Here is a 13,734-nt window from a genome sequence, read left to right as displayed (position 1 = left end):
ATGGTCGAAGCCCCACCAACTTGATAAACTCTCTGGTAAATTCTTACGCGACAGAAACTATTTGGACGATTGTGTCGTCACCTCTTTGCCGCGTTACATGCTTTGTTTTTACCGGACACCATATGGCTATCAAGAAGAACGAACTTTACTCCTCCCTTTGGGCGAGCTGCGACGAGTTGCGTGGCGGAATGGATGCTTCACAGTACAAAGACTATGTGTTGACCCTACTGTTTATGAAGTACGTCTCTGACAAAGCTAAGGGCAACCCTTACGCGATGATTGAAGTGCCGGAAGGTGCAAGTTTCGACGATATGGTTGCTCTCAAGGGCAACAAAGAAATTGGCGAAAAAATTAACAAAACCATCAGATTACTTGCTGAAGCTAATGACCTGAAAGGTGTTATCGACATTGCCGACTTCAATGATGAAGACAAGCTGGGCAAAGGCAAGGAGATGATCGACCGCCTTTCCAAGCTGGTGGCAATCTTCGAAGGGTTGGATCTCTCAGCCAACCGCGTTGATGGAGACGATCTGCTGGGTGATGCCTACGAATATTTAATGCGTCACTTTGCTACAGAGTCAGGTAAATCCAAGGGGCAGTTTTACACCCCGGCAGAGGTGTCACGCATTCTGGCGAAAGTGATTGGCATCAGTAAACAGACACCACAAGATGCTACCGTTTATGACCCTACCTGTGGTTCAGGCTCACTGCTGTTGAAAGCCAGTGACGAAGCCGGTCCGAAAGGGCTGACCATTTATGGCCAAGAGATGGATTATGCGACCAGCGCACTGGCACGCATGAACATGATCCTGCATAACAACGCCACCGCTAAAATCTGGAAAGGTAACACCTTAGCCGATCCACATTGGAAGGATGGCAACGATAACCTTAAAACCTTCGACTTTGCTGTAGCTAACCCCCCTTTCTCCAACAAAAACTGGACCAGCGGGCTGGATGCTGCAAACGATACTTTTGACCGTTTTGTCTGGGGGACCCCACCCGAAAAGAACGGCGACTACGCTTTCCTGCTGCACATCATCAAGAGTCTCAAGAGCACAGCTAAAGGCGCAGTGATCCTGCCACACGGCGTACTGTTCCGGGGCAATGCCGAAGCACGTATTCGTGAAAATCTGCTCAAGCAAGGTTACATCAAAGGCATCATTGGCCTGCCCGCTAACTTGTTCTACGGCACGGGTATCCCGGCATGCATTATTGTCATCGATAAAGAAGATGCTCGACTCAGAGCGTTCAATGCTAATGGTGAGAGTCAACAAGGTATCTTTATGATCGATGCCAGTAATGGCTTTATTAAGGATGGCAATAAAAATCGCCTACGCGCCCAGGACATCCATAAAATTGTTGATGTATTTAATCGTGAGCAGGAAATCCCCCGCTTCAGTCGCATGGTACCGCTGTCAGAAATTGCAGCCAACGACTTCAACCTCAATATCCCTCGCTATATCGACAGCAGCGATCCGGAAGATCTGCATGACCTTTCTGGCCATTTGGCTGGAGGTATTCCCGATCGCGATATTGATGCTCTCAGTGCTTACTGGAAAATTTTCCCGACTTTACGTCAGGATCTGTTCGAACCTGCCCGGCCTGGTTACAGCGATGCTCGAGTCGAAGCAAGTGAAGTTAAGACCACCATACTGGCACACCCGGAATTTGCCGCTTTCAGAGCTGGAGCACTGGTACCCTTTGAAAAGTGGTTTGCAGGTTGTCAGCTTGAAGAAATTGCTCGTGGAGACTCACCGAAACAGCTGATTGAAGAAATTGGCGAGCGGCTCCTCGCTGCCTATGCTTCTGAAGCTACAGCTGACACTCCGTTGCTCGAGAACTACGCTATCTATCAGTTACTAATGGACTACTGGATGGATGTGATGCAGGACGACGTTTATGTCCTGAGTCAGGATGGCTGGCAGGCGGGCAAAGTGCTTCGTGAACTTATTGTCGAAAAAGGAGAAAAACTCAAAGAAACACCGGATCTGGTAATTGGCAAGAAAAAGTATACGGCTGAACTTTTGCCGCCAGTACTTTTAGTAACTCGCTATTTTGCTACCGAGAAGCTGGAACTTGATCAACTTCAGGTCGCTCATGATGAAGCTGCCCAAGCACTTGAAAGTTTCCTTGAAGAAAACGGCGATGAAGATGGGTTACTTGCCGATGCGGTAAATGATAAAGACAAAGTCACTGCTGCCAGCATTAAGGCACGATTTAAAATTGCCACAGATAGAGAGGAAAAGGCAGTACTAAAAGCTGCTCAGGCATTGTTCGATGCTGAAACCAAAACCAAAAAAGCGCATAAGGATGCTCAGGAAAAATTGGATCTTACAGTTTTTTCTCATTACCCAAAACTCACTGATAACGACATTAAAGTTCTACTGGTACAAGATAAATGGAAGGTTAGCCTTTCCGGAGCTCTAAACACCGAGATTGAACGTGTCACTCAGCGACTAGCAAACCGTGTTAAAGAACTGGAAGAACGTTATAGCGCGGCTCTGTCTGAACTAACAAAAAACGTAACGGAGCTAGAGGCCAAAGTCATAGCTCATCTGCAGGCGATGGGCATAGAGTGAGTACAATGAGCAATCCGCAAATGACACTGAACGAGAAAACAATGTCGATGAAACAGGAGGCAGTTCCACTTGGTTTTAAACAAACAGAAGTGGGGATAATACCTAAGGATTGGATGGTAATTAATATAGCCAAAACTATGAAATTAATTAATGGTTATGGTTTCAAGCCATCACAATGGGAAAAAGAAGGCTTACCAATAATTAGAATTCAAAATCTTAATGACTCACATGCACCGTATAACTATTTTACCGGGGTTATTGATACAAAATTTCATATAAAAAAAGGCGATTTACTATTCGCTTGGTCTGGTTCAAAAGGAGTTTCTTTTGGAGCTAGAGTATGGCAAGGGAAAAAAGCAATACTAAATCAGCATATATTCAAAGTCATCCCTGATGAAAACTTTGTTACAGCAAGTTATTCCTATTACGTACTTCGAAAGGTCCAGGAGCAAATTGAAAAAATGGCTCATGGATTTAAATCATCTTTCGTTCATGTAAAAAAAGGTGATCTTGAAAACACCCCGCTTCCAATCCCGCCAAAGAATGAACAAACAGCCATCGCAAATGTGCTCTCTGATACCGATACACTGATTACTGAACTTGAGCATTTAATCACCAAAAAGCATTCCATCAAAACCGCCACCATGCAGCAACTACTGACTGGTCATACTCGCCTACCGCAATTTTCTAAATATCCAGATGGAACTTTTAAAGGTTATAAGCCTAGCGATTTTGGACTAATTCCGGAAGATTGGAACATCGTATGTATTCAAGAAGTTGGAGTTGTTGACCCAGAAAATTTATCCGTTAACACTCAAAAAAACTATGAGTTTAATTATATTTCTCTTGAGAGTATTGAAGCTGGCTCTTTACTTGAGACAACCAAACATACCTTTTCGACAGCTCCGTCAAGGGCCAGACGTGTCCTGCGGTTCAACGATTTGCTTGTCTCAACAGTGAGGCCAAATCTCATGTCGCATTACTTTATTGCTAATGAGATTCAGAATTTTATCGGTTCAACTGGTTTCAGTGTAATTAGATGCAAGCAGCAAAAATTCTGTGCAGCTTATTTATACCAGCATTTATTTCACTCTGTAATAAACAAGCAAATAGATATGTTAATAACCGGTTCTAATTATCCGGCGATAAATAGTACTGATGTCAAAAATTTAAAATTTCCTGCAGGGAGCTTAGAAGAGCAAACTGCCATCGCCACCATCCTCTCAGATATGGATACTGAACTCGAGGTATTAGAGCAAAAGCTCGCCAAATTCCGCGATATAAAACAAGGAATGATGCAACAACTGCTGACCGGCCGTATCCGTTTACCGTTGGAACAGCAGCCATGAAACATGCCCTTGATAAGACAGTTCTGTCGGTCAAGGGTCTACTGAGCCTGACTGACGTAACCATTCCGGCCTATCAGCGTCCTTATAAATGGACGGTAAAAAATATCAGCGAACTGTTTACGGACATAAACAGTCATCTCGATAAATCAGCCTACCGCTTGGGCTCAGTAGTGTTTCATCAGCCTAGGAGCAATGTAGAACATAGACTGGATATCGTCGATGGTCAGCAACGAACTCTGACATTAATGCTGGCAGTATGGGCCATTATCGAAACCCGACTTGCTGAGTTAGAACGTCAGGATTTGCAGGAAGCGCTAACCCAGCTAAAGCCCTCCGTTGAAGGTTTTATGGGACGGCAACGCTTTCCCAGTCAGGTATCGGAATACAATCTATACCAGAATTATCAGGAGTTAAAACGTAAGGTTAGCCATCGAGAATTCAGCGAAGAGCATATCAATTTTCTTCTCAATCGCTGCCAGATCGTGGTCTTTGTGCTGACTGAGCTTTCTGAAACCTTTCAGTTCTTCGACTCACAAAATGCTCGTGGGCGGGATCTGGATCCTCACGATCTGCTTAAAGCCTTCCATCTACGTGAATTCGCCAGCCATGAGGCAGAACTGAAAGCTGCATCCGTTGCTCATTGGGAGGGATTACCCAGCGATGAGCTGGCTGATCTTTTCGCATCCTATCTCTACAGGGTACGTCAGTGGTCGCAGGGAAATTCAGCTCGTTTCTTTGGTAAGGATGAAGTCGGCCTATTCAAAGGGATCAACCTTGATCAGATTGGTCAGTTCCCTTATGTGGAATCTTTGCGCATAGCGCACCATTTTGTAGATGACTATAACAATCAGTACCAGCGCAAGATTGATGGCCAGAAAATGCGTTTCCCTTTCCATCTCGATCAGATGATTATCAATGGAAGACGCTTTTTCGAGATGGCAGAACATTACCAGCAACAGGTATCGGCAATTATCTCCAGTGAGCATGCCAGCACTCATACTCAAAAACCGTTAATGATTCAAGGCGCAGCCCTTGGTGAAATGGCGACTCAGATACTAAGAACGTTAAATAGCTATCACAATCGCTATCGGACAGGAGATCAATATATACGCACTATGTTTGATTGTGCTCTGATCTTTTATATCGATAAATTTGGTGGGCAGTCCTTATCTGCAGCGATTGAAAAAAGCTTTATCTGGGCCTATAGATGCCGAATCCGACAGCAGGTGGTACAGCTAGCTACTATGGATAAGTATGTGCTGGAAAATAATCTGTTCCGGGTAATCAAAGAGGCCAGAGTACCTGGTGATGTGCTATCTATGCCATTACTCACAGTTAGGGCATCAGAAAATCACAATAACCGCCTAAAAGGTAACTATGAACAAGATGAATTGGTGAGGCTGTTCAAGGAGATGAACTACTATGAGTGATGCAAAGGTAACATCCTTCACTGTAAGATCATTACTGGGTGATGCATCTCATTATCTTATCCCCATGTACCAGCGTAACTATGCCTGGGGAGAAGGTGAGATCACTCAACTTGTGCAGGACATACTCGACTACCAGCGAAAAAGCCTTCATAGCCCACTCCCTCAAACTTACTACATCGGTACGTTGGTCGTGTTCACTCGCCCTGATGGGCAGTCAGAGATAATCGACGGACAGCAGCGTTTCACTACCCTATCCCTTCTTGCTACCTGGTTAAAAAAACAAGCGGGATCCACGCTGGATATGAGCTGGTACCAGGGCATTAATCTGGGGTTCGAGAGTAGACCAAAATCCAGTGAGACCTTTGCACGCCTCTGGCAAGGCGTCGAACCACATAAACTTCGAAGCAAGGAGTTTAACGAAGGGTTGATTAATGGCTATGAGCTGATTGGCAAAGTGTTGCGCGACTTGAAGCTAGTTGGAGAGCCATTAAACCATTTTTGTACCTATCTATTCGACTATGTACAAATTGCCCGAATAGAAGTACCTGCCGATACCGACCTCAATCATTTTTTTGAGGTAATGAACAATCGAGGCGAGCAACTTGAAAAGCATGAAGTGGTGAAAGCGCGACTCATGGCTGCGCTCAACAAGATAACGGACCAGCAAGATCGACAGAGCAGCCTGAACACCCTCTCACGAGTTTGGGATGCCAGCTCCAACATGGAACGTTACGTCCAATACGGTTTCACACCAGCCGAGCGTCATCGTTTATTTGGTCAGGAAAATTGGGGGGAGTTTGTGCCTGCTGATTTTAAATCGCTAGCTGACATGCTTATCTCATCGGCTTCGGAGCTTAGTACAACAGAGAACCAAACAAACCGCACACTGGCTGACATTATCAAGTCATCTTCAACCATAAGTGGTGATAGAGGTGATGAAGATGAAGGTAGCTCAGATCGGTTTAATAGTGTTATCAACTTCTCCAACTTCCTGCTCCATGTGCTGCGTGTCTGCAGCAACACAGGTAAGAACAAAGTAGATGTTCCGCTTGACGACAAACAATTAATCGAACAGTTCGAACTTCGGTTATTAAAGCAGAATGACCCGGTTAAAGCGGTACAGGATTTCGTCTTTGCACTTCTCAAATGCAAATATCTTTTTGATCAGTTCGTGATAAAACGAGAGTTCGCCAAAGGTAGCGATGGCTGGAGTTTGAAGCGCCTGCGTTGGTATTCGGAGAAGAGTACCAGTTATACCAATACGTTTAATGAAGATGAGGGTAACAATACCGGCATCAACCGGCAGATTTTGATGTTACTTTCCGCATTCCACGTTTCGACCCCTACTCTGGTTTATAAACACTGGTTGAATGGGGCCTTGTACTATCTGTTTAATGCCTATTCCGCTGAAAACCAGATAGATGCAAGGAAGTACCTCGGGTATCTGGAGCATCTCGCCTCCTCGTTTGTCTTTCAAAACTTCCTGGCAGAACAAGAACCAAAATCATATTTTGAGATTATCTACGGTAAAGAGCTACATCTCCAACCTGTGGTACTGTCGGACAAGATTAAGAAGAAGATGCGCTTTGGGATGGTAGCAAACAACCTGGTATTCAATTACCTGGACTACTTACTCTGGTGCCGTGACAGACATAAAGCTGAAGTAGTCAAACGTTTCGAATTTACCTTCCGGAGTTCAGTAGAGCATTTCTATCCCCAGCACCCCATGGATGGCTATAGGACATTACCAGATACATCGTTGCATACCTTCGGCAACCTCAGTCTGATTAGCCACAGCAAGAATTCGCGATTGAGTAATTTCCAGCCAAAACAAAAGCAAGAGCACTTCGAAGCGAGTCTGGAACGGAATGAAATTGATAATCTGAAACTGCTCGCCATGATCGAGCTGATGAAGAAGAACAATCAGTGGGGGGAAGAAGAAATCGCCACTCACGAAGCGGAAATGCTGGCAGTGTTAAGCAGTGTCGATGGTAGTGATAGCGTATTAAGGGAGGTGTTATGAACAGTGTTGGCCAACGTGAACGCATAACACAAAAACGTGTTATCCAGTTATTCACCAAACATCTCGGTTATCACTATCTTGGTAACTGGCATAAACGAGAAGACAACCGGAATATTGAACCAGGCTTAGTTTCTGCCTGGTTAACAAAACGCGGCGTTTCAGAAGTACTAATAGCCAGAGCATTACGGCAACTGGATCGAGCCGCAAGTCTTGGTGAAGGCCGTATCCTCTATGATGCAAACAAAGAGGTGTATCGCCTGCTACGCTACGGCGTGAAGGATAAAGAAGGTGCTGGTGAGCAGAATCAAACCGTGTGGTTGGTGGACTGGAAAAATCCAGAAGCCAATGATTTTGCTATAGCTGAAGAAGTGACCTACAACGGTGAAAATAAAAAGCGCCCGGATTTGGTGCTGTATGTTAACGGTATTGCGCTTGGTGTCATTGAGCTAAAACGTTCTACAGTTTCAGTTTCAGAGGGCATCCGCCAAAACCTCGATAATCAGCAAAAAGCCTTCATCCGCAACTTCTTCACTACCATCCAACTGGTGATGGCCGGTAATGATTTAGAAGGGCTTCGCTATGGTGTAATCGAAACGCCGGAGAAATATTACCTTCAATGGAAAGAAGCCGCGGAATCACCTCACGCCTACATGCTTGATCGTCACCTGGCTCAGATATGCAATAAACAGCGCCTGCTGGAATTGATCCACGACTTTATCGTTTTCGATGCTGGAGTGAAAAAAACCTGCCGTCATAACCAATATTTTGGCGTCACTGCAACGAAACCTTTTATTCAACGCAATGAAGGCGGGATTATCTGGCATACCCAGGGCAGTGGTAAAAGTCTGACTATGGTTTGGCTAGCAAAATGGATCAGAGAAAATATTACCGACAGCCGAGTTTTAATCATTACCGACCGTACAGAACTTGATGAACAGATTGAGAAAGTGTTTAACGGTGTGGAAGAAGAGATCCTTCGCACTCGGAGCGGTGCGGATCTGGTGACTCGCCTGAATCAAACCAAGCCCTGGCTTATATGCTCGTTAGTGCATAAGTTTGGTCGTCAGGAGGAGGATGACAAAGACGCTGACACAGACGATTTTATCGAACAAATAAAACGAAATATCCCTGCCGATTTTAGCCCGAAGGGAAAATTATTCGTGTTTGTGGATGAGTGCCACCGAACCCAATCCGGCAAATTGCATGCGGCAATGACAAGCATTTTGCCAGATGCACAATTTATCGGTTTCACCGGTACCCCGCTGATGAAGAAAGATAAGAAGAAGTCAGTAGAGGTCTTCGGGCCTTATATCCACACTTATAAATTTGATGAAGCAGTCAATGATGGGGTTGTACTGGACCTGCGCTACGAAGCTCGTGACATTGATCAGCGGGTCAAATCTCAGAAAAAAGTCGACCAGTGGTTTGATGCTAAGACATCTAAACTTTCTCGCCTTGGCCAACAGCAACTCAAGCAGAAATGGGCTTCGATGCAGAAGCTGTTGTCGAGCCGCTCGCGGCTGGAACAAATTGTGGCTGACATCCTTCTCGATTTTGAACAAAAACCACGGCTCGCCGACGGCCGAGGTAACGCCATGCTGGTCTGTTCCAGCGTCTATCAGGCCTGCAAATGCTATGAGATGTTTAGTGACGCAGGTTTTGCCGGTAAATGTGCGATTGTGACGAGCTACCAGCCAAATGCCAGTGAGATTAAAGGCGAAGAGAGCGGTGAAGGACTGACTGAGAAACTAGCCAAGTACAACATCTACCGCAAAATGCTTGCAGAATATTTTGAACAACCTGAGGCTGAAGCAGCCAAACGTGTGAGTGATTTCGAAAAAGAGGTCAAACAACGCTTCATCAAAGAACCAGGCCAGATGCGCCTTCTGATAGTCGTTGATAAGTTATTGACTGGCTTTGATGCTCCGTCAGCCACATACCTTTATATCGACAAGAAAATGGCCGATCACAACCTTTTCCAGGCGATATGTCGCGTTAACCGGTTGGATGGTGAAGATAAAGAATACGGCTATATTGTCGACTATAAAGACCTTTTCCGCTCATTGGAAAAAACAGTTCAGGACTACACCGCAGAAGCCTTTGACGGCTACGACAAAGAAGATGTAGCCGGGTTACTGAAAGATCGTTTGCAACAAGCCAAAATCGATCTTGATGGTGCTCTGGATGCCGTTCGCACCCTTTGCGAACCAGTAAAAATGCCACGCAATCAACTTGATTATCAGCATTATTTCTGTGGGGAATCAGGGGCGTCGATAGAGCAGTTATCTGAGAAAGAAGCTTTACGTCTAACATTGTATCAATCCGTGGCGAAGCTTATCCGTGCTTTTACCAATCTGGCAGGTGAGCTAACAGATGCTGGTTATAGCGAGCAGCAGGCAAATCAAATCCGCATTGATGTTGAGTTTTATACAAAAGTCCGCGATGAAATCAAAATAGCCAGTGGCGATTTCGTGGACATGAAGCAATTCGAGCCAGGGATGCGTCAGATGCTGGATCTTTGGGTGGATGCCGATCCTAGTGAAACCCTTATGGATTTTGAGGAACTAGGACTGCTTGAGTTGATTATTGAACGCGGAGAAGAAGCACTGGATGGACTTCCAGCCGACATGCGTGGCAACCAGGAGGCCATGGCTGAAGCGATTGAAAATAACGTTCGCAGAACTATTGTTGATGAAAACCCCGTCAACCCGAAATACTACGAAAAAATGTCGGTATTGCTTGATGAACTGATCGCACTTCGTCGTCAACAGGCTATCTCTTATCAGGAGTATCTGGAGCACGTACGTGAACTGGCGAAGCAGGTTAAACATCCGCAGTCAGGTAGTAAAAGTACTTATCCAGCAAGTATTGATACCCTCGCCAAGAAAGCGTTGTTTGACAACCTCGGGCAGGATGAAGTCTTGGTGACAAAGATAGATGCTGCAGTGCGTCACACCAAAAAGGCCGACTGGTATGGGGATCGTTTTAAAGAACGCGAGATTAGTTTCGCTATCGCGGAAGAGATCAAAGGTTATTCAGTGACGGTCGCAGATGTAATGGCCCTGGTGAAGGCACAGAAGGAGTATCGCTGATGCCATTGGTTACCTTTGGTGAGCTCACTCTCGATTTGCAGCGTAAGCCAATCAAAAACCTGCATATCAGCGTACTGCCTCCGGATGGCCGAGTGAGAGTATCGGCCCCCGTCTCACTGTCAGACACAGCTATCAGGATGGCTGTTGTCAGAAGGCTGGTATGGATCCGACAGCAGCAAGCACAATTTCAGGCTCAGCCGCGCCAGAGTGAACGAGAAATGTGTAGTGGCGAAACACACTACCTTTGGGGAAGAGGATATCGGCTGGATGTAGTTTTAGTAGATAAGCCCGCTGAAGTGAAACTTCAGGGTGGTTGGATACGCATGAAAGTACCTCCACATTATGATACGGCCCAGCGGGAAGCTGTTCTCAACCAGTGGTATCGCGGTATTTTAAAACAAAGACTGCCTAAGTTAATGGCAAAATGGCAGCAGGAAATTAAAGTTGAAGCCAGTTATGTTGGCATCAAGCGAATGAAGACTAAATGGGGTAGCTGTAATCCACAGACAGCACGTATCTGGATCAATCTCGAACTGGTAAAAAAACCACCTGAATGCCTTGAATTCATTGTGGTTCACGAGCTAGTTCATCTACACGAACGCAAGCACAATGAGCGTTTTATCGGCCTGATGAGTATTCATTTGCCAAACTGGCGTGAACACAGAGCTAAGTTGAATAAAATGCCCTTGGCTTATAATCATTGGGGATATTGAAATTCAATCAGAAAATGGTTGATACTATTGCATCAACCATTTCCATCAATTATCAATAAAATCTTTCATTTCTCTTTCTAATTCGTGCAATGTTGATAGTAGTTCTTCACGCTGTTTACTTAATCTTTCAAGATCAACAAAAACCTGCTCCTCATGCTTCTTAACATACCGAGATATATTTAAATTAAAATCATTTAATTGTATTTCATCATAAGAAGCCACATGTGAAAAATCATCAACACTACTCCTTTCAAAGTAGCACTTTGATACTTTTTCAATGATTTCATTTGTTATTAAATTGCGCCCTTTTACTGGTTTAGCTAAATCAGATGCGTCAATAAACACGACATTAGAATTTTTTCTATCTCTCCTGAATATCAAAATGACGGTTGGTATCGCTGTCCCAGGAAGCAACCTATCTGGTAGACCTATTACCGCATCTAACAACCCTTCACTGATTAAATTTTTCCTTATACTCTCCTCTTGACCTCCACGGAACAATACCCCGTGAGATACCAGTATGGCCATTCTACCAGTTGCACTTTTAAGTGTTGAAACCATGTGCAAAATAAAGGCATAATCACCCTTAGACTGAGGTGGGAAACCTAAATTAAAGCGACCATAATCATTACGTACTAAATCATCATGATTCCAACCGATAATATTTAACGGAGGGTTAGAAGCAACTACATCAAACTGCATCAATCTATTATCTGTATCCAGAAGCTGAGGGTTAGATATTACATCCCCCCATTCTATCCGACTATTAATTTCGTTATGCATAATCATATTCATTTTAGCCAAGGCCCAAATGGATCTATTAACTTCTTGACCAAATAAAGTATAATTATTGCTTCTAAAGGATTTTTTTATTTTTTCCCCTAGGGTAATTAAAAGAGAACCAGACCCACAAGTAGGATCACAAATACTATCTCCATCCCTAGGCTGCAATAACTCTGCAAATAGTAGTGAAACACCTTCTGGAGTATAAAATTCTGCCCCCCTCATAGCCGAGTCAGATGCAATTTTTTCAAAAAGATATCTACATGCTGCTTTTATCTTTTTATTACCATCCTGGGTATAATCAAATTTCATTTCAGGACTTGCAAAAATATCGAGTAATTCATTAAGCATCCGGTCTCTTTCTGATTTTGCACCAAAATTAACCGTCGCAAATTTTATCGACTCGAATAAATAACCACCTCTACTTTGGCAGACCGAATCAATAGCCTGATCAATTAATCTCAGAGAATCATCAATCCTCTCTCCGAGATAATCACCATGATTCTTAGCATCATGATATATTTTATAAAAACTAGCATCCTCTGGTACTCGAGAAACAATTTCTAACAACCCAGAATATTCTTCATTGATTAAATCGTATCCATAATCAGCCTTAACATCAGAAATATATTTCAGCAATAACATTGAAAATATATAATCTTTATAAGAAGATGAGTCAACTTTACCTCTAAACAAATCACAAGCAAGTAAAAGTGATTTATGAAGCACCTTCATTTCACTCATTTTCTAACTCCTCGCTATTAATGATACTTTCACATATACCATCAAAGAGCACATCGCCATTTTGTATTAGTGAATTATAGATTATTTTTTGTTTATTCCAGTTTCTATTAATAGAACCAATCTTTTCTTGAACCCCCAAACTTGGGAGTTTAACAGTCATTTTAGAAACCATTTTTGAATTAATCTTATTAATACTAGTACCTTCACTCAAACTGCGAATATATTTACTTCCAGAAGTAGAGTTTATATACCAATGTAAATAATGTGGTAGTATTAGATTTTCATTAAATCTAATTACTGCTAACTGATTGGACGTAATGATTGGTTTGCCTAGATTCCCTTCGATAATCCCAGCTGAAAACACAGGTCCCCGCAGACGTAATAAAATATCATTAGGGAAAAGATAATGCTTCTCAGGATTACCCTCTGGGATAACAGAGGTTAAAGCACCTAGATCTAAACTGCCGTCCAGCCCAATATCTTTCGTCTGGATGAGATAACAGGAGCCTTGCTCACCAGCATCTTGTATTGCCGATTTAAAGGGCATCCCTAAGCGGATCTCAGCAACACTCTCTAATGTAACAATTTTATGCATAAGTTAGTTAGGGAGATTACTCTCCCTTTCCTCCAGTAGTTTTAAGCACAATCGAGTGTTTCCAATTCACATCCCCCACACGTACATCTAAATCCATCTGCAATGAGGAAAAGGAGAGCGCGTGTACCAGCATAACAATACAAGCCATATTCCCCCCCTTACTTATTGACTTTTTACGCAGGGATTGATATTTTTTCTCGTTCATTTTGTTAGAGCCTCTCATAGCGGTTTTGGCCAGAATGTTTCGGGTAAATAGCAGTTGCCGCTGCTATTTACTCCCTCTCTTACCTAGGTAGTAGCGTCGTACTAGGTCAGTGAGAAGACTATAACAGGTTACAGAGAATTTATGCAACAGTAGCGTCGTACTACTTTTTAACGATGTCATTGTCGCTATGCATCATGGGCTCACTAACCTCATGATTATTC

The 13,734-nt window shown here is 43.6% G+C and carries 9 protein-coding genes; 6 read left to right on the top strand and 3 right to left on the bottom strand.

Going from position 1 to position 13,734, the window contains the following annotated elements; translation table 11 throughout:
• The first annotated feature begins 122 nt into the window (after positions 1-122).
• From U869_RS0105600 to U869_RS0105575, 6 genes are read left to right on the top strand one after another with little or no spacing between them, the layout of a single operon-like run.
• Positions 123-2,579: a type I restriction-modification system subunit M gene (locus U869_RS0105600; RefSeq protein WP_025122565.1), complete on the top strand. Its 2,457-nt coding sequence runs from the start codon at positions 123-125 to the stop codon at positions 2,577-2,579.
• A gap of 5 nt (positions 2,580-2,584) precedes the next feature.
• Entirely contained in the window at positions 2,585-3,928 is a 1,344-nt protein-coding gene (locus U869_RS0105595) for a restriction endonuclease subunit S (RefSeq protein WP_029988068.1), read from the top strand.
• The gene (locus tag U869_RS0105590) at positions 3,925-5,358 is read left to right on the top strand and encodes a DUF262 domain-containing protein (protein ID WP_025122567.1); all 1,434 of its coding nucleotides are present in this window, start codon (positions 3,925-3,927) and stop codon (positions 5,356-5,358) included. The genes U869_RS0105595 and U869_RS0105590 overlap by 4 nt, the downstream gene beginning before the upstream one ends.
• Complete coding sequence (locus U869_RS0105585; protein ID WP_025122568.1) at positions 5,351-7,381, top strand: DUF262 domain-containing protein; 2,031 nt, start codon at positions 5,351-5,353, stop codon at positions 7,379-7,381. Before U869_RS0105590 ends, U869_RS0105585 begins: the two co-directional genes overlap by 8 nt.
• Positions 7,378-10,473: a type I restriction endonuclease subunit R gene (locus U869_RS0105580; RefSeq protein ID WP_025122569.1), complete on the top strand. Its 3,096-nt coding sequence runs from the start codon at positions 7,378-7,380 to the stop codon at positions 10,471-10,473. The genes U869_RS0105585 and U869_RS0105580 overlap by 4 nt, the downstream gene beginning before the upstream one ends.
• Entirely contained in the window at positions 10,473-11,186 is a 714-nt protein-coding gene (locus U869_RS0105575) for a M48 family metallopeptidase (RefSeq protein ID WP_025122570.1), read from the top strand. The genes U869_RS0105580 and U869_RS0105575 overlap by 1 nt, the downstream gene beginning before the upstream one ends.
• A 45-nt stretch (positions 11,187-11,231) precedes the next feature.
• Here the strand turns inward: U869_RS0105575 and U869_RS0105570 are convergent, their stop codons facing one another.
• From U869_RS0105570 to U869_RS0105560, 3 genes are read right to left on the bottom strand one after another with little or no spacing between them, the layout of a single operon-like run.
• A complete protein-coding gene (locus U869_RS0105570) occupies positions 11,232-12,713 on the bottom strand; it encodes an N-6 DNA methylase (RefSeq protein WP_025122571.1) in 1,482 nt (493 codons plus the stop codon).
• Entirely contained in the window at positions 12,706-13,308 is a 603-nt protein-coding gene (locus U869_RS0105565; protein WP_025122572.1) for a restriction endonuclease subunit S, read from the bottom strand. The genes U869_RS0105570 and U869_RS0105565 overlap by 8 nt, the downstream gene beginning before the upstream one ends.
• 16 nt (positions 13,309-13,324) lie before the next feature.
• Positions 13,325-13,513 (bottom strand): hypothetical protein, encoded by a 189-nt coding sequence (locus U869_RS0105560; RefSeq protein WP_001003202.1) that lies wholly within the window; start codon positions 13,511-13,513, stop codon positions 13,325-13,327.
• Positions 13,514-13,734: the final 221 nt, after the last annotated feature.

The sequence above is a fragment of the Serratia sp. H1w genome (assembly GCF_000633355.1).
GTDB lineage: Bacteria > Pseudomonadota > Gammaproteobacteria > Enterobacterales > Enterobacteriaceae > Chania.
Note: the sequence above shows the minus strand (reverse complement) of the source record. Positions and strands in the feature narration are given on the sequence as shown.

Excerpts from the sequence above, each read along its gene's own strand:
- U869_RS0105600 (WP_025122565.1), top strand. The coding sequence starts at position 123 with ATGGCTATCAAGAAGAACGAACTTTACTCCTCCCTTTGGGCGAGCTGC.
- U869_RS0105595 (WP_029988068.1), top strand. The coding sequence starts at position 2,585 with ATGAGCAATCCGCAAATGACACTGAACGAGAAAACAATGTCGATGAAA.
- U869_RS0105590 (WP_025122567.1), top strand. The coding sequence starts at position 3,925 with ATGAAACATGCCCTTGATAAGACAGTTCTGTCGGTCAAGGGTCTACTG.
- U869_RS0105585 (WP_025122568.1), top strand. The coding sequence starts at position 5,351 with ATGAGTGATGCAAAGGTAACATCCTTCACTGTAAGATCATTACTGGGT.
- U869_RS0105580 (WP_025122569.1), top strand. The coding sequence starts at position 7,378 with ATGAACAGTGTTGGCCAACGTGAACGCATAACACAAAAACGTGTTATC.
- U869_RS0105575 (WP_025122570.1), top strand. The coding sequence starts at position 10,473 with ATGCCATTGGTTACCTTTGGTGAGCTCACTCTCGATTTGCAGCGTAAG.
- U869_RS0105570 (WP_025122571.1), bottom strand. The coding sequence starts at position 12,713 with ATGAGTGAAATGAAGGTGCTTCATAAATCACTTTTACTTGCTTGTGAT.
- U869_RS0105565 (WP_025122572.1), bottom strand. The coding sequence starts at position 13,308 with ATGCATAAAATTGTTACATTAGAGAGTGTTGCTGAGATCCGCTTAGGG.
- U869_RS0105560 (WP_001003202.1), bottom strand. The coding sequence starts at position 13,513 with ATGAACGAGAAAAAATATCAATCCCTGCGTAAAAAGTCAATAAGTAAG.